This window comes from Sutcliffiella horikoshii (assembly GCF_021991925.1).
Taxonomy (GTDB): domain Bacteria; phylum Bacillota; class Bacilli; order Bacillales; family Bacillaceae_I; genus Sutcliffiella_A; species Sutcliffiella_A horikoshii_F.
Genome location: NZ_RXZI01000001.1, coordinates 1,065,993 through 1,090,214 on the forward strand (window position 1 = coordinate 1,065,993; position 24,222 = coordinate 1,090,214).

The 24,222-nt window shown below is 40.2% G+C and carries 25 protein-coding genes; 10 read left to right on the forward strand and 15 right to left on the reverse strand.

Annotated elements, in window-relative coordinates:
- From EKQ44_RS05245 to msrA, 4 genes are all read right to left on the reverse strand, one after another.
- On the reverse strand, positions 1-1,332 hold the full coding sequence (locus tag EKQ44_RS05245; RefSeq protein WP_237662484.1) for an aspartate aminotransferase family protein: 1,332 nt from the start codon (positions 1,330-1,332) through the stop codon (positions 1-3).
- 309 nt (positions 1,333-1,641) lie between these two features.
- Positions 1,642-1,785, reverse strand: a complete 144-nt coding sequence (locus tag EKQ44_RS21620; protein WP_414491244.1) for a YjcZ family sporulation protein — start codon at positions 1,783-1,785, stop codon at positions 1,642-1,644.
- A gap of 91 nt (positions 1,786-1,876) precedes the next feature.
- On the reverse strand, positions 1,877-3,358 hold the full coding sequence (locus EKQ44_RS05255; RefSeq protein WP_237662485.1) for a methyl-accepting chemotaxis protein: 1,482 nt from the start codon (positions 3,356-3,358) through the stop codon (positions 1,877-1,879).
- 169 nt (positions 3,359-3,527) lie between these two features.
- On the reverse strand, positions 3,528-4,481 hold the full coding sequence (gene msrA / locus EKQ44_RS05260) for a peptide-methionine (S)-S-oxide reductase MsrA (RefSeq protein ID WP_237662486.1): 954 nt from the start codon (positions 4,479-4,481) through the stop codon (positions 3,528-3,530).
- Between the two features lie 325 nt (positions 4,482-4,806).
- On the opposite strand from msrA, the gene EKQ44_RS05265 reads away from it, so the two are divergent.
- Complete coding sequence (locus tag EKQ44_RS05265) at positions 4,807-5,727, forward strand: CobW family GTP-binding protein (protein WP_237662487.1); 921 nt, start codon at positions 4,807-4,809, stop codon at positions 5,725-5,727.
- Between the two features lie 136 nt (positions 5,728-5,863).
- On the forward strand, positions 5,864-6,712 hold the full coding sequence (locus EKQ44_RS05270; RefSeq protein WP_237662488.1) for a protein-glutamine gamma-glutamyltransferase: 849 nt from the start codon (positions 5,864-5,866) through the stop codon (positions 6,710-6,712).
- A 396-nt stretch (positions 6,713-7,108) separates the two neighbouring features.
- Here the strand turns inward: EKQ44_RS05270 and EKQ44_RS05275 are convergent, their stop codons facing one another.
- Positions 7,109-7,258, reverse strand: coding sequence for a hypothetical protein (locus EKQ44_RS05275; protein WP_237662573.1), 150 nt, complete (start codon positions 7,256-7,258; stop codon positions 7,109-7,111).
- The gene (gene fbpA / locus EKQ44_RS05280; RefSeq protein WP_237662489.1) at positions 7,245-7,421 is read right to left on the reverse strand and encodes a Fur-regulated basic protein FbpA; all 177 of its coding nucleotides are present in this window, start codon (positions 7,419-7,421) and stop codon (positions 7,245-7,247) included. The genes EKQ44_RS05275 and fbpA overlap by 14 nt, the downstream gene beginning before the upstream one ends.
- Positions 7,422-7,610: 189 nt before the next feature.
- On the opposite strand from fbpA, the gene EKQ44_RS05285 reads away from it, so the two are divergent.
- The 5 genes from EKQ44_RS05285 (at position 7,611) to EKQ44_RS05305 (ending at position 12,744) form a co-directional block, all read left to right on the forward strand.
- Positions 7,611-7,934 (forward strand): MerR family transcriptional regulator, encoded by a 324-nt coding sequence (locus EKQ44_RS05285; RefSeq protein WP_088018440.1) that lies wholly within the window; start codon positions 7,611-7,613, stop codon positions 7,932-7,934.
- A gap of 160 nt (positions 7,935-8,094) precedes the next feature.
- Positions 8,095-9,855: a sensor histidine kinase gene (locus EKQ44_RS05290; RefSeq protein ID WP_237662490.1), complete on the forward strand. Its 1,761-nt coding sequence runs from the start codon at positions 8,095-8,097 to the stop codon at positions 9,853-9,855.
- Complete coding sequence (locus EKQ44_RS05295; RefSeq protein ID WP_237662491.1) at positions 9,848-10,576, forward strand: LytR/AlgR family response regulator transcription factor; 729 nt, start codon at positions 9,848-9,850, stop codon at positions 10,574-10,576. The genes EKQ44_RS05290 and EKQ44_RS05295 overlap by 8 nt, the downstream gene beginning before the upstream one ends.
- 126 nt (positions 10,577-10,702) lie before the next feature.
- Positions 10,703-12,154, forward strand: a complete 1,452-nt coding sequence (locus EKQ44_RS05300; RefSeq protein ID WP_237662492.1) for a carbon starvation CstA family protein — start codon at positions 10,703-10,705, stop codon at positions 12,152-12,154.
- A 341-nt stretch (positions 12,155-12,495) separates the two neighbouring features.
- Entirely contained in the window at positions 12,496-12,744 is a 249-nt protein-coding gene (locus EKQ44_RS05305) for a DNA alkylation repair protein (RefSeq protein WP_237662493.1), read from the forward strand.
- 30 nt (positions 12,745-12,774) lie between these two features.
- Here EKQ44_RS05305 and EKQ44_RS05310 read toward each other — a convergent pair whose 3' ends face one another.
- Complete coding sequence (locus EKQ44_RS05310) at positions 12,775-13,575, reverse strand: alpha/beta fold hydrolase (protein ID WP_237662494.1); 801 nt, start codon at positions 13,573-13,575, stop codon at positions 12,775-12,777.
- A gap of 150 nt (positions 13,576-13,725) precedes the next feature.
- On the opposite strand from EKQ44_RS05310, the gene EKQ44_RS05315 reads away from it, so the two are divergent.
- Positions 13,726-14,463: a DUF4397 domain-containing protein gene (locus tag EKQ44_RS05315; protein ID WP_237662495.1), complete on the forward strand. Its 738-nt coding sequence runs from the start codon at positions 13,726-13,728 to the stop codon at positions 14,461-14,463.
- Between the two features lie 61 nt (positions 14,464-14,524).
- On the opposite strand, the gene EKQ44_RS05320 is transcribed toward EKQ44_RS05315, so the two are convergent.
- The 4 genes from EKQ44_RS05320 to EKQ44_RS05335 all read right to left on the reverse strand — a co-directional run bounded on the left by EKQ44_RS05320 (position 14,525) and on the right by EKQ44_RS05335 (position 16,475).
- A complete protein-coding gene (locus EKQ44_RS05320; RefSeq protein ID WP_082380721.1) occupies positions 14,525-14,653 on the reverse strand; it encodes a YjcZ family sporulation protein in 129 nt (42 codons plus the stop codon).
- A gap of 43 nt (positions 14,654-14,696) precedes the next feature.
- Positions 14,697-14,789 (reverse strand): YjcZ family sporulation protein, encoded by a 93-nt coding sequence (locus EKQ44_RS05325; protein WP_082892031.1) that lies wholly within the window; start codon positions 14,787-14,789, stop codon positions 14,697-14,699.
- A gap of 181 nt (positions 14,790-14,970) precedes the next feature.
- On the reverse strand, positions 14,971-15,558 hold the full coding sequence (locus EKQ44_RS05330) for a YpmS family protein (protein ID WP_237662496.1): 588 nt from the start codon (positions 15,556-15,558) through the stop codon (positions 14,971-14,973).
- An 11-nt stretch (positions 15,559-15,569) separates the two neighbouring features.
- A complete protein-coding gene (locus EKQ44_RS05335; RefSeq protein WP_237662497.1) occupies positions 15,570-16,475 on the reverse strand; it encodes an SGNH/GDSL hydrolase family protein in 906 nt (301 codons plus the stop codon).
- Between the two features lie 142 nt (positions 16,476-16,617).
- On the opposite strand from EKQ44_RS05335, the gene EKQ44_RS05340 reads away from it, so the two are divergent.
- Entirely contained in the window at positions 16,618-16,770 is a 153-nt protein-coding gene (locus EKQ44_RS05340) for a hypothetical protein (RefSeq protein WP_237662498.1), read from the forward strand.
- Between the two features lie 21 nt (positions 16,771-16,791).
- Here the strand turns inward: EKQ44_RS05340 and EKQ44_RS05345 are convergent, their stop codons facing one another.
- The gene (locus EKQ44_RS05345) at positions 16,792-17,373 is read right to left on the reverse strand and encodes an SCO family protein (RefSeq protein ID WP_414491249.1); all 582 of its coding nucleotides are present in this window, start codon (positions 17,371-17,373) and stop codon (positions 16,792-16,794) included.
- A 136-nt stretch (positions 17,374-17,509) separates the two neighbouring features.
- Between EKQ44_RS05345 and EKQ44_RS05350 the strand changes: the two genes are divergently transcribed.
- On the forward strand, positions 17,510-18,781 hold the full coding sequence (locus EKQ44_RS05350) for an MFS transporter (protein ID WP_237662500.1): 1,272 nt from the start codon (positions 17,510-17,512) through the stop codon (positions 18,779-18,781).
- A 23-nt stretch (positions 18,782-18,804) separates the two neighbouring features.
- On the opposite strand, the gene EKQ44_RS05355 is transcribed toward EKQ44_RS05350, so the two are convergent.
- The 3 genes from EKQ44_RS05355 to EKQ44_RS05365 are packed head-to-tail and all read right to left on the reverse strand — an operon-like array spanning position 18,805 to position 24,222.
- On the reverse strand, positions 18,805-21,564 hold the full coding sequence (locus EKQ44_RS05355; RefSeq protein WP_237662501.1) for a VWA domain-containing protein: 2,760 nt from the start codon (positions 21,562-21,564) through the stop codon (positions 18,805-18,807).
- Positions 21,548-23,359 (reverse strand): vWA domain-containing protein, encoded by a 1,812-nt coding sequence (locus tag EKQ44_RS05360; protein WP_237662502.1) that lies wholly within the window; start codon positions 23,357-23,359, stop codon positions 21,548-21,550. The genes EKQ44_RS05355 and EKQ44_RS05360 overlap by 17 nt, the downstream gene beginning before the upstream one ends.
- Entirely contained in the window at positions 23,359-24,222 is an 864-nt protein-coding gene (locus tag EKQ44_RS05365; protein WP_237662503.1) for a DUF58 domain-containing protein, read from the reverse strand. The genes EKQ44_RS05360 and EKQ44_RS05365 overlap by 1 nt, the downstream gene beginning before the upstream one ends.

Consider the following 24,222-nt stretch of genomic DNA (forward strand, 5'->3'; position numbering starts at 1 on the left):
TTACAATAATCCCTGAAGATCCTTTAGTGCTCGCTCTAGGATGGAAATCAGCTCATCTACTTCTTCCTTACATATGGAAAGTGGCGGTGCGATGATCACAGCATCCCCTCCAATGCCTTCAATACCCGCTGAGGCCGGATAAATCAGCAGACCCTTTTTTTGTGCAAGCTCGACAAGTCTTGTCGTAACTGCTTTTTCTTGGACAAAAGGATATTTCGTTGAATGATCCTCCACCATTTCCAGCCCAAGTAAAAGACCTTTGCCTCTTACATCCCCGATGAAAGGAAATGCTGATTTTAACTTCAACAGCTTACCCATCAAATAGTTACCTATGTGGGCACTATTTTTAACAAGGTCTTGTTCTTCAATATATTCCAGTACGGCAAGTGCCACGGCTGAAGATTGTGGGTTGGCACTATAAGTATGTCCGCTCATGATAACCTTGGACCCTTTAAGGATGCTCCCTATGATACTATCACTCACCATGGTTGCAGCAATGGGGGAATAGCCTGCACTCATTCCTTTTCCAATACAAATAATATCCGGGGGCACGCCCCAATGCTCCACGGCAAACATCTTCCCTGTTCTGCCTATACCTGTCATCACTTCATCCGCAATAAAATGAATGTCATACTTTTTACAGATTTCGGCTATCCTTTGGTAATATCCATCAGGAGGAGAGATAGCTCCAGCAGCTGCTCCAATGATCGGCTCTGCCACAAAAGCAGCAACTTGCTCTGCCCCTATTTCCAAGATTGCTCGTTCTAGATCTTCCGCACATTTCAGTCCACAGCCTGGGTATTCAAGATTAAAAGGACATCGATAACAATAAGGTGGCTCCACAACTGGTGATTTTTCCAATAACGCCTCAAACCTTTTTCTACGTTCTGCGTGTCCAGATAGAGATAAAGCCCCTATTGTAATGCCGTGATAACTTTTCCACCTGGATATAATTTGATTTTTGTCAGGTTTGCCCACTTCCTGCCAATACTGTATCGATATTTTCATGGCTGTTTCCACAGCTTCCGTTCCGCTGTTTACAAAAAAGGACCAATTGATATCGCCGGGAGCGATTTTCATTAATTTGTTGGCCAAATTCTCTGCCGGCACACTGCTGAATTGGGACCTATACACAAAAGACACTTTACTCGCCTGATCAGCCATCGCATCGATGACAGCTTGTACATGATGACCGATACTTGCCGTTACTGCTCCGGAAGAGCCATCCAAGTATTTCTTTCCATTGACATCGTAAAGATACACACCATTTCCATGGCTGATAACCGGGTATTCTTTATCTAATAGAGGCTTAATAAGATAGGATTGATCCATAAACGATTACTCCTTTCCACCTGCGTTCTGTAACCGTTTACTAGCAATAGGGAACCTCCCCATTCATGAGGCTTATAAGACCGGCAGTTAAAGAGCTAGCTTACCTCCATTCTATGTTCAATAACACGAAATCTTTCGTAATAATTACGTTGCCGATAAAGATGCCTAAGAAGGGAGGCCTTCATTACCAGGTTGAGGTTCTTCCAAGGAAAGCTATAGCGGCTTTTTGGGAAATCAAGTGAACTATATAATTACAATTAAAAAAGCATCACCCCAAATTATGCGGGTGATGCTCCTTACATTTTTTCCTTATTTACAGTAGCAAGCTCCTACAATGATTAACAAGATAAATAGAACAACAATCAAAACGAATGTATTTCCATATCCATGTGCTGGCGCTACTTGAGATGGATAGTCGCATGGTCCGCAAGTGTAGTAACAGTAATCGTGCATGGTCATCACTCCTGTTTTTTATTTACACTTCTACACTATGAACTAGGTGGCTGTCCTGTATGTGCGTTAGCCCATTTATAAAAAATAACTACTATCGCTTCTCCATCTTGTCTATAATTAGTACCATGCTTTTTAAAGTGTTTTCCATTTTGTTGTTATCATTTGTTACTTGCTCCACGCTTGCACTAATTTCCTCAAGACCCGCAGTCGATTCTTCCATCAAAGCCGCAAATTCGTTTGTATAAAAGTCGGTGTTGGCCGTTTTTTCTTTTACCGTACCTGCAAAATCACGAAATTGTTGTGCATCGGTCAATAAGCTGATCAACGTTTCACTAATCTGATGGAAAGACTGATTCACTTCATTGGTGGCTTCCAAATTTTTGTTCATTTTTGAAATGTTAACTTGAAGCTGGTGAAGTACTTCTTCTTTTGTTTGATGAAGGGAGGCAAGGTTTACGGTGATCTCTTTCGTTGTATCTCCAGTGGAGATGGCAAGCTTTCTGATTTCCTCCGCTACCACCGCAAATCCTCTTCCAGCTTCCCCTGCTCTTGCAGCCTCTATGGATGCATTAAGGGCAAGTAAGTTAGTCTGTTCGGTGATGTTTTTGATATGCTGAGTCAACGTATTCGTTTCATCAATTTTTTCAGTGAGTACTTGAAAAACTGCATCCATTTCCTTAACGTCTCTTGAGAAACTACTCATATTTTGTTGAAGTTCTACTGCCAACTCTTTTCCCTGTTCAGCTACCGACTTGGTCTTATTAGTTGTCATATAAAGATTAGTAGACCTGTCCACAATATTATCCATCAGACTAGAAACATCATTTGTAAGTTCGGCAATACCACTGATCTGGTCCGTTTGTTTTTGACTGCCAACGGATAATTCTTGAATGGTCTGGGAGACTTCACGTTGTGAATGGATATTCATGCTGATACGTTCGTGAACTTTATTGACATGATCAATGAGCGCCATTGCGTCTTGTTGAAAGGCATCCTGCTGCCTTTGTCGCTCTTCGCTTACACCTTGCATATTATTTACAATTTCTTCAAATTGGTTGAATAATTTCTTACCTATTTTCACCTGCACGAATGTGATGACAAACAACAAAAAGAATAGTAGGACGATATTGCCCAACTGACCTTCCGTCATTAGATTCCCATTTAGAAATGACCATAATGAGTATCCGAACAATAATAAACTACCGATGCCCCCGACAATAAAAACATTTCGGTTAAAATAGATCGTTGCAAGCATCAATACGAAAAAAGGTAAAATAAAACCTGAAATGGATGCACCACGGTTTACTAAAATAATAAAGAAAACCGCAAAAGTCACCACGACCGTGAAGTACGGTACAACTTGGTGAAACCAATTCTTCCACTTTGTCAGAAAGAATAATATCGTTCCCATGCATAGTGCGATGAGCAGAGTAATGGTTATCACATTAGCAGCGGGGACAAGGATGTTCACCATAAGTCCCGCACCATAGGAAATAAAAATAACAAAAAACATCAGCTTGTTCTTGTTGACCAAATCTTGAAACTTCAACTCTTTCACGCTTAAAACCGACATTACCATATCCCCCACTTTATCCTAGCTTCTATCTCTTATCTGAATTACTATTCATTTTAAGTATTCTTCAACCCTCCTATTAAATCCTGCAATAATTCTGCTATTTTGTTGAAATTTGACACAAAAAGGAGAAGTGCCCGTGGACACTCCTCTTTTTTACTCTCGTTTATCATTTAAATAATGTTTTGTACTCTCCATATCCTTCTTTCTCCAGCTCACCTACTGGGATAAATCTCAAAGCTGCTGAATTGATGCAGTATCTTAGACCACCCTTATCTACTGGCCCATCTTCAAAAACGTGTCCAAGATGTGAGTCCGCTTGCTTGCTGCGTACTTCGGTGCGCACCATACGATGACTGACATCCATCTCTTCCTTTATGGTTTCTTTTTCAATGGGTTTGGTGAAGCTAGGCCACCCGCAACCTGCATCGTATTTATCCAAGGAGCTGAACAAAGGCTCACCTGATACAATATCTACATATATCCCTTCTTCGGTATGGTTCCAGAATTCATTCTTAAAAGGGGGCTCTGTGCCGTTATTCTGGGTTACTTCATACTGCATTGGGGTTAATCTATTTTTAAGTTCCGCATCTGTTTTCTTCCAATGCTCTTTTATAAAGGCCGCACGACCAGAACCTGCCTGATACATTTTATAACGAAATGGATTTTTCTTATAATAATCTTGATGATAATCTTCCGCAGGATAAAACGGCTTGGCTGGTAGGATATTGGTAACGATTGGGTCCTTGAACCTGCCGCTCTGGGCTAGATTGTTCTTAGACTTTTCAGCAAGCTCCCTTTGCTCCTCTGTATGATAAAAAATGGCTGTCCGATAAGAATCGCCGCGGTCATGAAATTGACCACCTGGATCTGTTGGATCAATTTGGCTCCAATAAACATTCAGCAATTCCTCATAAGGAAAAACCTGTGGATCATACGTAATTTGAACCGCTTCATAATGTCCTGTTGTTTCAGAACACACTTCCTTGTATGATGGGTTTTCCTTATGTCCTCCCGTATATCCAGAAACAACCTTCTCGATTCCCGCTTGTTCATCGAAAGGTTTAACCATACACCAAAAACACCCTCCGGCAAAAGTGGCCTTTTCAAATTCTTCCGTCATCCCTACTCCCACCTTTTAACTATTATTTAGATGAATTATAGCAATAACGCTCTTAAATTCCTAATGGTATGCTTAAGGAAGCTTTTTAGTATGATAAAATAAAGAGATGAGTTAATATACAAGGCTCTTTTCTCAAAGATTGTAGCTATTCACTAGGTGAAAAATCGCCAATGGGATTTTTTAAAAACTTAGTCGCATTATAGGCATGTATTCCATTCTTTCAGCCAAGAAAGAAATTCGCCAGGAACCTAATGGGTTATTTAAAAATGCGTAAAGGCAACAAAGTATGCGAAATCAGCCTTACCCAATCAGGAGGTTTCAATAAATGAACAGGAAAGTGGAAGTTTACATATTATCTGGGTTTTTAGGGAGTGGAAAAACCACCCTTCTAACCCAGATGCTGCAACAAGAGCAAGCAGAAAAACGAAAAGTAGCAGTAGTAATGAATGAGCTTGGGAAGGTGTCCATCGATTCTGATTCCGTTCCGGAAGATACCCCTTTATCTGAACTATTCGATGGCTGTATTTGCTGTACCATACAGGAAAAATTAGAGTCTACGATGCAGGGTTTGTTGATGGATAAAGAACTAGACGCTATCTACATAGAAACCACTGGAGCAGCCCATCCAGTAGAAGTCTTAGATACGGTTCTTTCCCCAATTTTTGCAGATAGATTCTCAGGTGCCCGCATCATTACCCTATTGGATGTATTACGATGGAAAGATCGGGCAAGCTTGTCTGTTCAAGTTAGACAATTAATCAGGGAACAGGTGAAACATGCCGATATGCTTATCCTCAATAAAACGGATTTACTTAGCGAGGGAGAAGTATCTAGCATCTTATTTGAATTGCAGACCATCAACCCCCATGCATCTACCCTTCTTACCACTTACGCAAAGATTCCTGCAAACAGCTGGAAACAGACGAAACAAATTGAAAAAGGTAGTCATGAAGGTGCACATGTAAACAAAGCACTTCATTTAAAGACATTTGTTTATCAATTTTCCAGCCAAATTGACTTGGATGAATTTGAAGACTGGCTCAGAAATCTACCTGATTCGGTCTATCGTATCAAAGGTTATTTATCGTTTGAGCATACTAGTGGTGTCTATCTTTTCCAGTACTCCTATGGTACACCACTATATTTAAAAGAACTTGTGAAAGTACCTCTCAACCTTGTCATTATAGGGGAAAATTTAAATACCGAGACCCTGAAACAACAGCTGGCATCGTTGGAGAAGAAATAGAGTCTTATCACAAGCCCCCTATTCCTTTAGTGAATAGGGGCTTTTTAATGACATGAAGTTTTTCAATCATGAATAGTCAAAATACGAATATCCTTATTACAAGGGATGAAATCGGTATTTTGAAAAGAGGGATAATATGATTCTAATATCTGGTGAATCTGTTTCAGATACCTCCATATTTTCGTTTAAGGGGTTGGAAGAAACTATCTTCAAAAGTTTACTTGCTGACCGAGAGACCTACTCATATGATAGTCCGGAAGAATTGGAATTTGAAATAGCCTTACGGAATAACATTGTTGCCAGTGCAAACTTAATGGCAAAAGGGGTAGCACGTTTTGAAACATTCGCTGGAACCCAGGGTAACCCTTCCTTCTGGCAGATAACAGATGTTGGCGGTTTATCATTAAGAAGGGGTGTCAATCCCTCTGATGCAATTTCTGATATTTTCACAAATAGCCAGGAGTATGCTTATGAATGTGCGACAGGTATTGTTATGATTTATTATCATGCCATTCTTAACACAGTTGGTGAACAGTTTTTTAATAAGTACTTCCAAGAACTTTTTTTATATAGCTGGCATTTTGACTCAGACCTTGTTATGCAATCCGTTCACACTTTTCACTTCATTCCGGGTGATGTCGTTTATTTTAAAAATCCTGATTTTAATCCTTTAACTTATTGGTGGAGAGGGGAAAATGCGGTGGTGATGGGGGGCGGCAAGTATTTTGGACACGGACTCGGAATAAGGGATGCGGATTATATCATCGACTTTCTAAATGGCACTAGAAAGCCAGAAAGCACCCAGCCCGCCTTTCTAACTGATTATGTAGCAAGACCATCTTTCACGCACTTGGCGAAGCTGTTTTTAAATCAACGTGATTATATTCGAAAGAAGAACTATCACCCTATCATCTTCCATAATAAAGACTCTATCTCCTGTGATCGATACCTCTTTTATCTATATCGCCACTATTTGCATAACTAGGAACTTACCAAAAGCAAAGGCTGATTTCCAAAAAGGGGTCAGCCTTTCAGACTGTTTACAAACCCTAATAATCTTTATATTTGCATTTACTTGTTGATCTTCATTCCAGGCGCTTCGCTTATCCTTAAGGCGGTCCGTAAGCCTCCACGGGCTACGCCCAGGCCGCTGAAAAGTTCCTAATTTTAGTAATCTGTTCCATACCGCTGTTGATTTCCGCACTAGGCTTCGCTTTCCGCGGGGCGACCTTGAGCCTCCTCGGGCTACGCCCTGCGGGGTCTTCCCTGTCCCTTCCTGCGGGAGCATTCGCGCCTTCCATTACAATCAACTTGAATACTGCAATGATATTTACTTTGTCTATACAATAAAAGGCTGAACCCCCCAAAAAGGGGTCAGCCTTTATTTGTAATTTTGTACATACCTTAGTATTTCTAAAGCCCTCTCTCCTTCCGCCAAAAGCAACTCCTCCCATCTTGCATCTCTTTCTTGGTCCAATTTTATGATGTCACTTGCCAACTTTAACGAATTGGAAATTTCATTCATTTCCATCTTTATCACTCCTCTGTTCAATTAAAGTTGTGTATTCTTTCTTGAGCTCGCTTAACGTGTACGAGGAAAGAAGTCCGTGATCCAGAAAATAGCCAGTTGCAATAAGCTTATCAATATAGAATTCTCTTGCATTAGTAATGGCACTCTTTAGCATTTTAGACATAATCCCCACCTCTCTTTAAAAAAGTTTAAACGATACTTTCGTGTTCTTCCGTATTTTTGTAAGGACTTTTAACACGAAATTATATATTTTAAAGATTTAGTTGTAAGGAATTCTGACAAATATCCAAGAACCTAATCTTGATTTGTACTATAATGTAAGGAAGAGATGTAGAATAGGATGTGAATGGCTATGACACAGGAAGACCCATCATTAAAAGAAAGAAAAGTCATCTCAATCGGCACTGTTCGTGATCTTACAGGCTTATCGGAAAGACAGATAAGATACTATGAAGAACGCAAGCTTATATTTCCTGCACGTTCCGGTTCAGGTATCAGGAAATATTCCTTCTCGGATGTAGAGCGTCTCATGGAAATCGCTAACCAAATGGAAGAAGGCGTCCAGACCCACGAGATACGTAGAGAATGGAAAAAGAAAGAAAAAGAAAATGAAAATTGGAAAAAGCAGATGTTGAAAGGCCAAATACAGGCACACTTTAAGCAAAATAGAAATTGATAATACCAAAATAATAGCACCTAAAGAGGCTCGTTCCGTTCACATGCAGACCGGAAGAAGCCTTTTTCTTTTGTACTTATAAAATACTAGTTAAATCTTAACTGGACACTTTGGATATGCTACCATTATCACATTATGATTATTTATGGAGCGTGTATGGATGTTTGAATTACTACTCACTATGCTGGAGCGCCTCGGGATTATTGTAACCGTGGCCTTCATCATGACAAGACTTCCTTTTTTTCGACAACTGATCAACCGTCAGCAGATTGGACGTCATCAACAATTTTATGCCATATTATTCTTTGGCTTCTTCGGAATCATCGGTACCTATACAGGTCTAACCTTCAGTACGGAAACATTAGGTTTTAATCGTTGGATCACGGAATTGAACCAAACAGAGGCAATCGCTAATTCCCGTGTAATTGGAATTGTAATGGCAGGACTGCTTGGAGGATACAAAGTGGGAATTGGTGCAGGGCTGATAGCTGGTATCCATCGTATGAGTTTAGGTGGGTTTACCGCTTTTTCCTGCGGATTTTCCGCCATCGTGGCTGGACTTTTGGCTGGGTTCATACGTAGTAAGTACAAAGGAAAACGCATAAGCGTCCGTGTTGCTCTCTTAACAGGTGCATTGGCAGAAGCAATACAAATGGGAATCATTCTAATCGGCTCTCAGCCCTTTGAGCGAGCTTTGAGTCTTGTGGAAAGCATTGGACTTCCGATGATATTGGCAAACGGAGTGGGTTCAGCCCTATTCTTTCTAATTATACTGGCAGTGATCAATGAAGAGGAAAAGGTAGGTGCTGTTCAGGCCCAAAAGGCTTTGTCTCTTGCAGAGAACACACTTGCCCATCTTAGAACAGGCTTAAGTCCACATTCCGCGGAAGAAACGTGCAAGATTATTTTTAACGAAGTAAATGCAAGTGCTGTGGCAATGACTGATAAAGAGCAAATCCTTGCTCATGTTGGTATAGGGAATGATCATCATCGCCCACTCTCTCCCATTCAGACATATAGTACCAAGCAAGTACTAGAACTTGGTAACCTTTTAGTGGCTGGAAAAAAAGACATTCAGTGTCAGGAATCATCATGCCCATTAGGAGCAGTTGTTATTGCACCATTAAAGAAGAGGGAGAAACCGGTCGGAACACTCAAGTTCTACTTCCCCTCGGAAAAGGATATCGATAATGTTGTTATACAACTTATCAAAGGGTTAAGCTCTCTCATGAGCCATCAACTGGAAATATCGGATGCAGAAAAAGCTTCCAAGCTGGCAAAAGAAGCGGAGATAAAAGCGCTTCAAGCACAGATAAGTCCGCATTTTCTTTTCAACTCTTTAAATATCATTGTTTCTTTGATAAGAACAGATCCAAAGAAAGCAAGAAAGCTGCTTATTTCCCTTTCCCGTTTCTTCCGCCAAAATTTGACCGCAACAACGGAAAAGTGGACAACTCTACATGAGGAGCTAAAACATGTGCAGGCATACCTTTCTGTGGAAGAAGCACGCTTTGTCGACCGTTTAACCGTAGAATACAATGTAGAGGAGTCCGCCCTCCCCTACCTCATCCCACCACTGTCGCTACAACCCATTGTGGAAAATGCGGTCAAACATGGCCTCAAGGATATTAACGAAAATTGTAAAATCAATATACAGATCAAGGAGTCACTTGATGATATTTTCATCTCTATCGCAGACAATGGAATAGGGATTTCCCACGAGCGAATCGCTATACTAGGAGAGGACCTGGTATCATCTCCTACCGGGACGGGGCTGGGACTGTACAATATCAATAAGAGACTAACTATGATGTTTGGAAAGGAATCGAAATTATATTTTCATAGTGCACCAAATGTTGGTACTACGGTATCCTTTTCCATCCATAAAAAATTAAATAAGGATGAATTTTCTAATGAATAAAATAAAAATTATGATCGTGGATGATGAACGCTATAGCCGTGATGAGCTGAAACACCTGCTTGGGGAATATAATTCAATACAGATAATTGCTGAGGCTGCATCAGGAGAAGACGCCCTAGTGGCATGCATGCAACAGCAACCCGATGTGGTATTTCTTGATATTGAAATGCCAAAAATGAATGGATTGGAAGTTGCCAATCATTTAAAGGAATTGAAGAAATCCCCCTTTATTGTTTTTGCAACCGCGTACCCAAACTTTGCCGTAGAAGCCTTTCGTCATGAAGCGGTAGATTATTTGTTAAAACCTTATGAAGAGGAACAATTAGAACAAACCATACAGCGACTTAGAAAACTTCTACATGGAGATAAGGAAGCCCTTTCACCAAGTTCCTCCTCCAAGCTAGCTGTTGAACATGATGGTGAAATTCATTTCCTGGATCCTTTGGACATTCTTTATATTAGCCGTGAGGATCGACTAACACGTATATACACGAAAGAGTCAAATTTCGAATCGAAGCTTGCCTTGAAGGATCTTGAAGAAAGGCTAGCAAGCTTTCCTTTCTTTCGTATCCATAAAAGCTATCTTGTTAATTTAAATTATGTATCCAAATTGATCCCCTGGTTTAACGGTGCTTATATGCTCGAACTAACCAACAGTACAGAAAAACTGTCAGTAAGCAGAAATTATGTGAAATCACTTAGAAATAAACTTGAATTATAGCATGTCAGTGTCGAAAACTGACATGTTATTTCTTTTTATATACATGTTAATCAAAGTCGACCCTGATGTAAGCCTTTTCATCCTATAATGATGTTACTCCAAAAAAAAAGAGAGGGGTCATCAATCATGTATACATTCATTGCAGGAATCATCTTGCTCATATTAGGATATTTCATCTACGGAAAATTCGTGGAAAGAGTTTTTGGTATTAAGGATTCTAGAAAAACGCCTGCCTATGCTAATCAGGATGGCGTCGATTATCTACCTCTAGGTAAAAACAAAAATTCCTTGATTCAACTATTAAACATTGCCGGGGTTGGACCGATATTCGGACCTATACTTGGTGCACTTTACGGCCCGGTTGCATTTTTATGGATAGTATTGGGATGTATTTTTGCAGGAGCTGTTCACGATTACTTGACAGGAATGATATCCATCCGTAACCGCGGAGCACACTTGCCTGAATTGGCTGGAAAATTCCTTGGTAAATTCATGAAACACACGGTAAATGCATTTGCCATTTTACTATTGCTTTTAGTTGGAACCGTTTTCGTCACTGCTCCGGCAGGTTTGATCCATACATTGGCTGATGGAAGCATCGCTCTAGGTGCCATCATCTTAGTCATCTTTATTTATTATATTTTTGCTACCATGTTGCCAATTGACAAGGTGATCGGTCGCTTGTATCCAATCTTCGGAGCACTATTGTTAATCAGTGCATTAGGTGTAGGGGCGTCACTTATCATTACAGGTGCACCAATCCCTGAATTAAGTTTTACAAACATGCACCCTGATAATGTACCGATATTCCCATTATTGTTCTTGACAATTTCTTGTGGAGCACTTTCAGGTTTCCATGCAACACAAACACCAATCATTTCAAGAACGACACAAAATGAAAAACAAGGCCGTCGTATATTTTACGGTATGATGATTGCAGAAGGTATCATAGCCATGATTTGGGCTGCAGCAGGCATGAGCCTATTCAATGGCTCCGCAGGCCTTAGTGAGATCTTGGCAAATGGGGGACCAGGTGCAGTTGTAAGTGAAGTATCCGTTACTATGCTTGGTGCAATTGGTGGTACCATGGCTGTCATCGGAGTCATTATCCTGCCTATCACTTCAGGAGATACTGCTTTCCGTAGTGCCCGTATGATAATTGCGGATTATTTCAATATTTCTCAAAAGAAAATCATCAGCCGTATGTGGATTGCCATCCCGCTTTTCGTTATCTCATTTGTATTAACGAATATCGATTTTGAATTACTCTGGAGATATTTCTCCTGGGCTAACCAATCCACTGCCGTCATTGCCTTATGGGTAGGAGCGATGTATCTCTTCATTGCAAGAAAGCAATACTATATTGCCATGATCCCTGCCATATTCATGACGATGGCAACGACCACTTATATCTTGAATGCTCCAATCGGTTTCCGATTGCCGATTGAGGCATCCTATATCGGTGCAGCTATGTTTACGATTATAATCATTGGACTATTTTATGTTAAAGCCATCTCTGCTCGCAAAACGGATTTTCAACTGGATGCTGAAGACCTTTCAGACAACAGAGCAGCATAAAACAAAGATGCCTACCTCCTTTGCAGGTAGGCATCTCAGTGTGTAGACAAAGTTCAAAAATGATAAAAACCTCTATTTGATCGCAGTGGAAGGTGCGCAGACTCCCGCGGGAGGAAGGGACAGGGAAGACCCCGCAGGGCGTAAGCCCGAGGAGGCTTCCGGACCGCCCGCAGGAAAGCGAAGCGCATGCAACGGAGGTCAACTGTTTCAACAGTTAACCTAATTAAATTATAGTTTGTCAACAGTCTGAGATGCCTACCTCCTTTGCAGGTAGGCATCTTTGAATTGGTATAAAAAGTTTCCTTTCAGAAAAAACTATCTGTAAAGGAGGCGGATTTTTAATGGCATCCCCTTATCTATGTCCAAACTGTAAAACGAACCGCTCACGTTTCAACATCATTGAACAGGTAGCAAAATCCGTTAAGTTGAATCCACAATCAGGTGAAGTGGTGGAAGAATACACATCCGGAAACATGGACCCTTTCCATATTCCATATAAAGGACCTTCACAAAAAATTCAGTGTGCTACTTGCGGACAGGTAGATGAAGAAATAACCTTCATTAGACATGCCGAATTGCAAAAAGGATAAAAGCCCTTAAAAGAGGGCCTTTATCCTTTTTCATTGTTTCATCTCTGTGAGGAATGTCTTTAGTGCGTCTATAATAGCTTGGGGTTCTTCCAGCATCCCCATGTGACCAGAATTCTCAAGGAGGACTTGTGTGACATGGTCACCTTCTGACACAAATGTTTTTTCAGGTGGAATAATCTGGTCTTCTTGACCAGCAAGGAGTAACAGAGGCTTTTTATATCCTTTAATAAATCTTGTTTTATCTACTCTGTTTTTCATGGCTTCAAGCGCACCAATAGCTCCTTGAATTTTTGTAGAATATCCAATGGTCTTAGTAAATTCCACTTCTCCCTTGAAGGGATGGATGTTTTGAGGAGCAAACAGCTTTTTGACTAATTCATCAATAAATCCTTCCATTCCATTCTGCTGGATGTTTTCCATCGCCTTATCCCTTCCTTTTCTCCCTTCCTCTGAGTCGGGATAAGAAGTGGAATGGATAAGCCCGATCCCTTCTAAAAGATGGTCATATCGTTCTGCAAAGGAAAGAGCAATATAACCACCTAAAGAATGACCGATGATGGTTGCCCGTTCGATCTCTAAGCTATCTAATAAAAGTTTTACATCCTCAGCCATATCATCTATGGTAAAAGATTCTTCCGAGATTGCTGATTGACCATGACCTCTTAAATCAATGGCAATAACTCGATAATAGGAGGTTAATCCATCCATCACATACTTCCAATATGAATGAGATCCGCAGAACCCATGCAGAAGAACGACCGTTTGGCCCACTCCTTTATCTTCATAAAACAAAGACACATCACTTTTTATGGTGCTTTCAAACTCTGCCATTTTTCTCACCTCTCTTTTCCTATTCTCCCCTTAACGTACCACTGACTCATTCATCCTAAACTAGTTGTCACGATATTTAAGAGGAATGTTAATAATCGATTTTTCTTTGCATATCCATGTAGCAATAGAAGTTATTGGAGGTGTGGGTACATGTCTAATGAAGAACATTATTACCGTGCAGCTCAATACCAGCTACTTGCTGACTATTTCAAATATCTCGATCCGGAAAAACATATCCACTTTTATAAGATGCATTATATCCATCTTCACAAATGGTTACACAATGAACCGAATTTAAAAGCGGAAAAAAGAACTACAGAATCTTATGCTAAGATAAGATTTATACATGCCTCACCCGAGGCACCCTCTTTAGATGTCTATATAGATAATGAGGTTGTTTCGCGAGATCTTCGTTATAAAAATAGCAGTGTTTATGTAGATACGAAGCAGCTAGACATTCAAATTTCCGCGTATTCGAGCGGTTCAACTGAATCTCCTCTTATTACTGGTGTGATTCAGGTAAAACCAGACATCAGTTACACCTTAGCAATAGCTGGCTCAGTGGATAATCTTCAATTGATAATGATAGAAGATGACCCTTCTGTTCCCCAAAGCGAAGCAAAAATGCGTTTCTGGCACTTGTCTCCAAGCGCTCCTGCTGTAGATATCGCAGTAAAAAAAGGCGATGTAGTATTCTCTGACATCTCCTTTACAGAACTTTCAGAGTATCTGGGCCTCACTCCGATGACCGTTGACTTGGAAGTTAGAATTGCAGGGACAAAAGAAGTCGTCTTACCACTTAATCGTGTCAGCTTAAAACCGGACCTTGCTTATACAATCATTGCAATTGGAAGCAATGGCATAGAAACAATTTTTTTGGTTCCTTAAACGAAAACATACAAAATGCTCAATCAGACAATGATTGAGCATCCCATTCTATTCTATTCTATTAGCACCAAGCAGCACCAACGATGATTAGAAGAATAAACAATACTACGATTAACACGAAAGAGCTTCCGTAACCACCTGGGTATCCTGCTCCTGCTACTTGACCGTAACCGCAACCACACCAACTCATAGCTGTCACCTCCTCTACAAGGGTATATATCTCACCTTAGTAATTAGTAGTGAAGTACCCCAGCACCAACAATCACCAGTAAAATAAACAGAACAACTATTAACGCGAATCCTGATCCATAACCAGAACCACTCATGCTCTACACCTCCCCCTCTTTCCTAATACATAATGTATTCACACAGGGGCCATTGGTAAAGGCATATGCCCAGTTCCTAAAAATTTGGGTATATATTTTATGACATCACTGTCTCGATCTCTGCAAAAAAAAAGGCGGTTCACACGATCAACTTTGACCATGGAACAGCCTTCTTCGCTGGTTAGTCCTCGACAGGAACCAACAACCTGAATCTTATATCATTGTTTTCCACATCAAATTTAGTGAATTCTACCTTTGTATCACTTTGAAGCTCCAATTCCTGCAGAGCTACATAGATGCTTTGTTCATTCGGGATGATTTTAACCCAAGATGGCAAAGGATAGTTATCTGCAACATACTTAAGTACCATGGAAACTGGCACTTGCAACCTTCCAATGGACATGGAATCCTGTTTTAGCGCTACATCCCCATTTTCCTGGACTTCCGGTATGAAAGTCATCGTCAGAGGAATGTCCCTTTCAAATACCTTCATTTCCCCGCGTAGTTCTACACGATCAGTCAATCTCACTTCATAATTCAATGGTCTTCTTGTTTCTTTTTCTAGATAATAACGAATAAGTTCATTTAAGTCATCTTTGTCTGATTGGATGTTAAAGGCAACCCTTTTACGGTCATCGCCATCGCCATTAAGTTTGAAATTTGTGTGCTTAGGCAAAAAAACCATTAAAATGGCAGCTCCAGCTATCAAGATATTTAAAATAAGCAAGCTTATAAAAGCTGTTTTCCAATTGATTACTTTTTTCACCATGATCCTCTCCACTATTCTTCTTCTAACATTTCATCTGCCGTACTTTCTTCATTAAAACGTTTTATTTCTTCGATAATATTATTTCCTATTAATTGATACCCTTTTTCATTAGGATGAAACTGATCATCGTCCAGCAGATTCTCTTTTGGATCAATGAATATATCTTGGATCGGTACATATGCGGTGTTCGGATATTCATCTAAAACCGAAATTGTGGTGGCATTCCAGTTGGTAACGACCTCATTCATCTCCTCTATCTCTTGAAAGAATTGGTAAAAGGGATTGAACAGTCCCACAAGGTATATCCTACTGCTTTCATTGTGCTTTCTAATCTCACCTAGAACACTGTCAAGCCTCTCCGCGTAAAGTTTCTGTTCTTTATCAAAAAGGGAAAAGTTCAAGTCCAGGAAGTTTTCTCTTATGACCTTCATCAGGTCATTTCCGCCAACAGTCATAAAGATTACATCAGCCTCTGCCAATGCCTCCTGGACTTCAGGATCCTCCAATCTTTTTAACAGGTGATTGGTACGGTTCCCTCTTACTCCGAGATTGGTGACACTAGCATTATCAATATAAGGTTTGTTCTCATAAAATTCCTGCACGCTTGATGTAAAGCCTCCATTTTCGGACTTGTCGCCTACCCCTTGGGTCAGGGAGTCGCCGAAGAACACCAACTTGAAGGAACGATCAAAAAATTCCTCCGTTACCTCTTCTTTTTCTTCAATGTTTATGATTTTATTCTGATTTTCAGTAGTTTCCTCTTTTTTAAAAAAATCTCTAAAAAGCGGTTTTTCGTTTTGACTCTCTCTGCGTTCTTTCGCTTTTTCCAGCACGTAACTGGATGAATTTTCTGAAGAGCAACTAACCATACTAATTACCAGGAAGCCCAATAGGGCAATTTTCCAGAATTTATTCATTATACATTCTCCTTATTTGTTAAGGATGCAATTGTAGTTCTTTAGAATGAAGACAGTATATTTTTTATAACATACTCCAGTATATTTTTCAAAACCTTAAGGTTACTTGCTAAAATTGGAATATGTAAAAGGAGCAGAAACAATGGAGAAACAGAGAAATGAAAAAGAAATTCTAGCCTGCAACGAGGAGATTTCCAGAGAACTATTTTCTAAGGAACTCCATGTTATTGTTACAGATGGCCTGCATGCCAGCCGCGATACGGGTAAGGAAATGAAACAACCGGATCACTCTTGAAAAATCAAGAGTGATCCGGTTCTATTGTTGTTGTTGAAGGATTTCAATATGTTCTAGTATTTCTTCATAAGGGACATCAAGTCCATTGTAATTTTTTATGATAGTTCCTTCTTGATCGATTAAATAGAAACTAGTTCCGTGGACAACTTCCCCACCGTTTTTCGGTTTAGCGATGATTGTTTTGAAGTTCTCTTGGCCAAACTTTTCTATCTCTTTTTGGGAATAACCTGTAAGGAAGTCCCAATTCGTGAAATCTGCTTGAAAGTTCTCGCCAAACTCTTTGAGCACTTCCGGATTATCAACTTCTGGGTCGACCGAGAAGGACAAAAATTGAACATTCAGTTTTTCTTCTTCGGCCATCCGTTGTAGCCTTGCCATATTGGCAGTCATGGGAGAACAAACAGTGGTGCAATTTGTAAAAATGAGATTGGCTACTGTTATCTCACCCTTCAAGTCCTCCAAACCAACCTGTTCATTTTCTTGGTTGATGAATTGAAAGTCAGCCAGTTCCCAGTTTGTTGTATCTGGTATTTCCGAATTGCCACCGCATGCTGCAAGTATTACAGCGCAAAGACCGATTAATACTATTTTACAATTGTTCAGCAAGAGCTTCACCTTATTCCATCTAATTTTTTTTCCATTTTCCAATCAAATCGTATCACTTCTGATACTAAGTTGAAAGTAACTCCGGCAGAAATTCATAAAATAAACACATTTTATATGTAGAAGGGAACAGGTTATGCAACCAGAGTCTGAGTCAATCAAGATTATCTCCCTCACATCTACCTCTTTCATCCTTGTATTAGGAAACTCCATGCTTATTCCCGTGCTACCTGAAATACGCCACGATCTCCAACTAACCCAAGTACAGGCGAGTTTCATCTTATCCATTTTCTCTATTGCAGGGGCCATCACCATCCCACTCATAGGATACCTGTCCGATAGATTTTCAAGGAAAGATGTTATTATAACCTCGCTTATGCTTTATGGAATAGGAGGGTTAATATCTGGGGTTGCTTCCATTGTAGGATCGGATTATGCATTCGAAGGAATTATGGTGGGTAGGGTCCTTCAAGGGGTCGGATCTGCAGGAACAGCTCCGATTGCAATGGCAATCGTGGCAGATTTGTTTTCAGGTAAGAAACAGTTGAAGGTTCTAAGTCTCATGGAGACAACCAATAGCCTGGGGAAAGTCGTTTCGCCACTGATTGGGGCATTTATCGCCTTAATAATGTGGCATTATGTATTCTTCGCATTTCCGGTTGCATGCGGCATTTTATTAGTTCTGTTCTATAAATTTGTGGAAAAAGGAGAGCGCCCTCCTGAACAAGTGAACTTTAAAAGTTATGTTAGACATCTTTCAGAAGTTCTGAGGAAGAATAAATTTAATTTATTTACAAGCTACAGTGCTGGAGCCCTTTGCCTTTTTCTTCTTTTCGGTCTTTTGTTCTATTCTTCTGATATGTTAGAAAACAGATTTGAGACCCATGGTTTCCTGAATGGTCTCCTCTTATCGTTTCCACTTTTGTTCTTGACGATTGCTTCCTTCCTAACCGGTACCGCCATCAGCAAATTTGTTGACTATATAAATGCAATAATAATCATAAATTTCCTTTTACTTGCGGGCTTCCTTCTTGGGTTGTTATTCTTTAGCAATCTATGGTGGGATATCATAATAATATCCCTTATCAGTACATCTATAGGAATCATACTTCCCTGTATGAATGCCATCATCACCAATTCCGGCGAAAAAAAGGCGAGGGGCTTTGTAACTGCCCTTTATGGATCAGTCAGATTTGTTGGGATTGCTTTAGGCCCTATCGTATTTGGATATTTCATGGATTTTTCTGTACCCACCATTTTTGGATTATCTTCCGGACTTTGTTTCATACAAGCCATTCTATGCTTTTTCTTTTTACACAAAGGTCAGAGAAATATTTCTGCAACTTTCATTTTCAACTGGCTTTCCATGTTAAAATACCCTATTCAAAGAAAAAAGCAAAGAGGCTGACTTTATATGTCAGCCCCTTTGTCTTATCTTCGTTTCCTGTTTTTCGCTTTCAATAATTGATTCATCCGGTCTTCTGTAGCTTTTGTTTCTTTAGGAGTTTGTTCTTTTTCTTCTGGTGGCTTAAATTCTTTAAGCTTTTCAACTTTCGGCTCTTCCCTATTTGCAGTCTGTTTAGCTTTAGGTTTCACCGTTTTCCTTTGAATTACTGGTGCCTTCCATTTTTTATCTACTTCAGCCTTTTCCCCTTTCTTCTTGTTCCAGGATCCAAATGGACTCAAACCGAACCTTCTTATGAATATCTCCAAAATCAGTAAGAAGAAAGCAATAATGATAAATGGAAGCCATACCGTTTGAGACTGATAGACATTCTTATGGTACGGACGGAACACTTCCTTTGGATCTTTTACTATCTTACCATTCTGATTTGCTGTAATGGTTTCTAGTAGATCCATATTAACCGGCCTTTGTTCAAACTCTGTTGAAAAAGGGACAACCATACCACTAGTAAACGTGGAAACGACCTCCCCTTCCTCTTCTTGCGTAATATTGAGGAAGTAGATGTCAGGTATGGCTGAAAATTCGACTTCATATTGGCCAGGTCCCACCATCTTACTTTTAGCATCTTCTATAATTTGCCCTTTATTGTTTGAGACCGAAATTGTAACTGGTTTTAACATATCATCAATTGCCTCCACTTGTATGGAGGCCCTCCCACCATTTACAGACGTGGAGATGTCATATGCCCCCTGCTCATAGGATGGCAAGGACCATGTCACCATTTCGTTCCAGAAAGCCGTCCATTCATCCCATGATGGAAAACCTCCACTCCATGCACCCGAAACATCTGAAGTCCAAGCAATTGTTCTACCGAGACCATAATTCATTCGGGCGAGGATCGGATCCTCTTTTTCACTGGATATGATTTGCTCAGCCCGAGATTTCAAGGTAGTGGCAATATAAGTATTGAGAAACGGTATGCCATTTTCAAACCTTTTGGACCAATCGTATCCTGCAAAAACGGTCGGTACATGTGGATTATCTTCTATATATGTTTTTGTAGTGAGAGCTGTTTCCCTTGAAAGAATACTTGGGACAGAGCTTGCTTCATAGACCTCATAAAATCTCCCTGTTCCCATTTCTGCCAATTCTTCCAGCAAGGAAGTATCAGCATCCCCACCAATTGCCACAGTGGATAAAGTAACATTGTTCGTTAAACCTTCTTCAATGATTTCCTCGTAAGGTCCATCATTGGATTGTCCGTCCGTTAAGAGGATAATATGCTTTCTTTTCAGCTCCATTTCGTTCAACTGCTCATAAGCCTGATTTAGTGCAGGGAAAATATCCGTTCCCCCTCCCAAAGCTGTTGAACGAATCGTTTCAATGACCTCCTCTTTATTCTTAATCGGTTGCGTCTCCACGACTGTCCAAGGCTCTGTATCAAAGGCTATAAAACCAAATGTATCCTCTTCCTTTAATAATTCCACGGACCTCGCTGCTGCTTCTTTAGCCAATTCAAATTTTTCCCCCATCATACTTCCCGAACGGTCCAGGACGATGATTAATCCAAGAGAAGGTATTTCCTTCTTTCCTTTCACATCCATATCAACCGGAAGGATTTTCTCTATTGGGGTTTGGAAATAACCACCAAGACCATATGATTCATTGCCTCCTGTCATCGTAAAACCGACACCAAAATCCCTGACCGCTGTTTCAATGAGTTCCATTTGTGTGCCACTTAAAAGATGACCTGAAACGTTATGAAAAATGATGCTTTCATAAGCCAAAAATCCACTAAGTGTCGTCGGCAACAGGCTTGGGTGGATGCGATCCACCTTCCAGCCGCTTGCATCCAACGCGCGGAACACATTATCACCCGCACCATCTTGGTCCACCATAAGAATTTTAGGTTGACCTGAAACCTGTGTTAAAGAATGAGAGATGTTATTTTCCACAATTTTATCTTGACTCGGGAAAATTTCTGCTTTGAACGTGTACAAACCTGGGTCTGCCAGAGGAATGGAATAAGAATAGTTATTCGTCCCTTTTGACACGATAATTTCTTCTTTAATCAACGTTTCGTTATTCTGGGTGATATGCAAAGTGGCAGTCGTGTCCACATTGGCTTCAAGGCCGACAAGAAATGGAACCGCCTCTCCTTCAAAGCTTGATTGCGGAGTATGGAAAGATTGTAAGGATACATCCTCCACGAAGGGTGGTTGGAAAGCCATTGCATCCAATTCTAAATTTCTCCCCGAAAAGAATGTGGATTGTTTGGCACTATTCCCGTTTGTTTCTACTCCATCCGTCAATAAAACGATTCTGCCTTTACGATCTTCTGGAATATAATTTGCTGCAAACTTCAAGCCCTCTTCCATATTAGTGAATTGTGGACTATCATTTATGGAAATCTGCTGAACGGTCTCTTGCTGATTAGTAAAAGATCGTTCCAATTTAGGCTTTTCCGAAAAAGTGACTATGCTATAACTGTCCTCTTCTTTCTTTTGTTTGATCGCCTCGTTAATGGAGGATAGGATTTCGCTTTCCACCCTTTTCACACTATCTGACTGGTCGACAAGAAAAACGGTATGCGTTCCTTTTACAGGGGAAAGAAGAGAAGGCATGCATAAACCAAGTATAAGCATTAAATAGATGATGCTTCGCAAGGAGAAAATGACATACTCTTTTTTCTGTTTCTTTTTCTTTTTACGCCAAAACAGGACCAAGCTGTATAGTACCGGGATAAGAAATAAAAGCATGAGAGGGTGTTCAATTTGAAATTCCACGTCTATAAACCTCCCATTCTACCAAAAGTACGATTAGAGCAAGTATTAGAAACAGATAAGAGATGTCCTTGCTGGTTGTTGTTTCCTCTCCTTGATCGATAGAAGGAACCGCCGATACAGTAAAGCTATCTTCTGTTTGAATTGACTTTTCTTCATCCTCTAACAGAATATAAAAGCTCTTCCTTGCCTCTGTTTGATCCTTTATCTCTCTGAGTGTGTAAGAACCCGGTTTTAAGGGAAGGTCAATTGGCTGATCAAATGATTCTGTTGAGAAAACCACCTTATCATTCTTATCAATGATTTCCGCCTTTTTTACATCAGAAGCCGGGAAATAGTCCATGGTCTGACCAGGATAAAAATAACCCAACATACTGCGACTCTGGGTCAATTCCTGGATGGAATGGAACATAAATAAGGGAAAGCCTGGGTGGAGCGGCCAGTCACTGGAACCAAGCTCAAAGGTCACCACAATAACTGGATCACCTTCATATGTTCCCGATAGGATCAATGGTGTTCCCCCTCTGCTAGCAACCACGTCCAATGAAGAAAATTCCTCTGATGAAAAACTCTTTTCCACATATACCTTTTCCATTTCAACTGATTGCATCAACGGATCGGCCATATTCGCCGTTATCTTACCTGAAAGATCCACCTCTTTTTCACCATCTTGCCCGGACAGAAACACAAGCTTTGGACCAGATGGCCAGTCGCTTCTTGATCCTCCTTGAACAAGATGAACCCCTTCGAAACTATCATCTTCATCTGACCCAGAACCCAGATGGATGACGTTGGTACTAGCAATTTCAACGGCCTTTCTTGCAAAAGGATGTATGTCTTTATGGATATATATAGTAGGGTCTTGTTGTCGTCCCAGATAAGCGATTTGCTCATTATCCAACATATACTGATTGTCTCCACTAACTATAGCTTTATAACTTGGCGATATAGGGAGCTTATCAAGGTGAATGGTTTTAATCTGATTACCTTCCACCGTTTCAGAAACTTGTTGTATCACTTCATCCTGATCGTTAAATATGTCTAGTTTTATTTCCCTTGATTCTTCCCCTTCATTCTTTACGTTTACTACTCCGATTACATAATCTTCACGTAGTGCAACCCCAAACATTTCCACAGCCAAATTCTTATGGGAACTACCTATATTATGCGCAAAAAAAGCTGTATTTGGATGAAACTCCAAACTATTGTCCTTGGAAAAATTATCGGTCATAAGTTGTATGTTTCCTTTTTCATCCCCCAATAGGCTTTTGGCCATATTGATGGAATCTATCAAGTTAGGAGAGGCGTATGACGTTTCTAACCCTTCCACAAGTTGTAACACTTGCTTTTTCGAAGTGGACCTTTCTATTAGAATTTCTGGAGATTCCTTTGCCACGATAACTGTCAAGTCTTGATTGTCAATTTTATCCAGTGTTTGAACCACTTTCTCCTTGGCCAATACCAGTCGAGTTTTCTCCCCTTCCAAGGCGGTCATGGAACCTGATGTATCCATTATGAAAATGATATGATTTCCCTTTATGCCTTCCTTGTTAAAGTATGGTTGCGCTAAAGTGAAAATAAGGAATGACAGTGCCAGTAGCTGTAGGTATAAAAGGAGATGGTGCTGCAGCTTTCTCCACCAAGCCTGGGCTTCAAATTCGTTCATCCATTCTTGCCATAATAATACTGAGGGGATTGCTTTCTTTTCATATTGCTTCCTAAAAAAATACATCAAGATAACTAAAAGTAAAAATGCACTGAACACAAAATATATTGGTGCCGTAAAACCCATACCCATCACCTAATCCAACCTTTAGAGGTCATCCTTTTGAATAAAATGTCTTCCACTTTCTCTGCTGTGCTGCACACAAGATAGGAGATTCCCCTTTCAAAACAGAAACCCTCTAGCATTTCCATCCTTTGTTGCATTTTTTCTTTATAATTCTTTCTAGTAAATTCGGAAACTGTCACATTTACTTCCTGGTTGGTTTCGCTGTCAATCAGCATAAAGTCCCCATCAAAACTTGGATTTAATTCATCCTCTTCCAAGACTTGCAACAGATAGATTTGCTGTCGGTTGGCTTGGATGATTTTTAAGGTGTGTAAAACCGAGTCAATGGGTTCCATTAAGTCACTGATAACAATCGATACACTGCTTTTCCTTTGGACATGTTCTAAAGTGGCTTCTGAGAATAATAAGGATGATTCCTTTGCATTTATTTCCTCTACATATTGCATCATCTGAAAGAGATGCCCTTTCCCTTTTCGATATAAGTAAGGAGGCTGTTCTCCATGCACATCAATGATTGATATGCGGTCATCCTGACTTAGTCCTAAATAAGCAAATGAGGCTGCAAGTGTTTTGGCAAGTTTCCATTTTTCAGGGGAACTGGCCATGGAGTTTGTACAATCCAGATAAATGGATGCAGACAACTCCTGTTCATCTAGATACCGTTTAATATAATGCTTTTGGGTGCGGGCAAATATGTTCCAATCCACTTGCCTTAAGTCGTCTCCCTGCTCATACATCCGGTAATCGGAAAAATCATGGGAGGCGCCATACCTTGTCGACTTCCTGGTTCCTTTATGCCAGCTTCTCTTGAGCTTGCCTGCTTGGAGTGTATAAGTTTGGAGCTGCTTGGTTAGCGTAGAATTCAACAT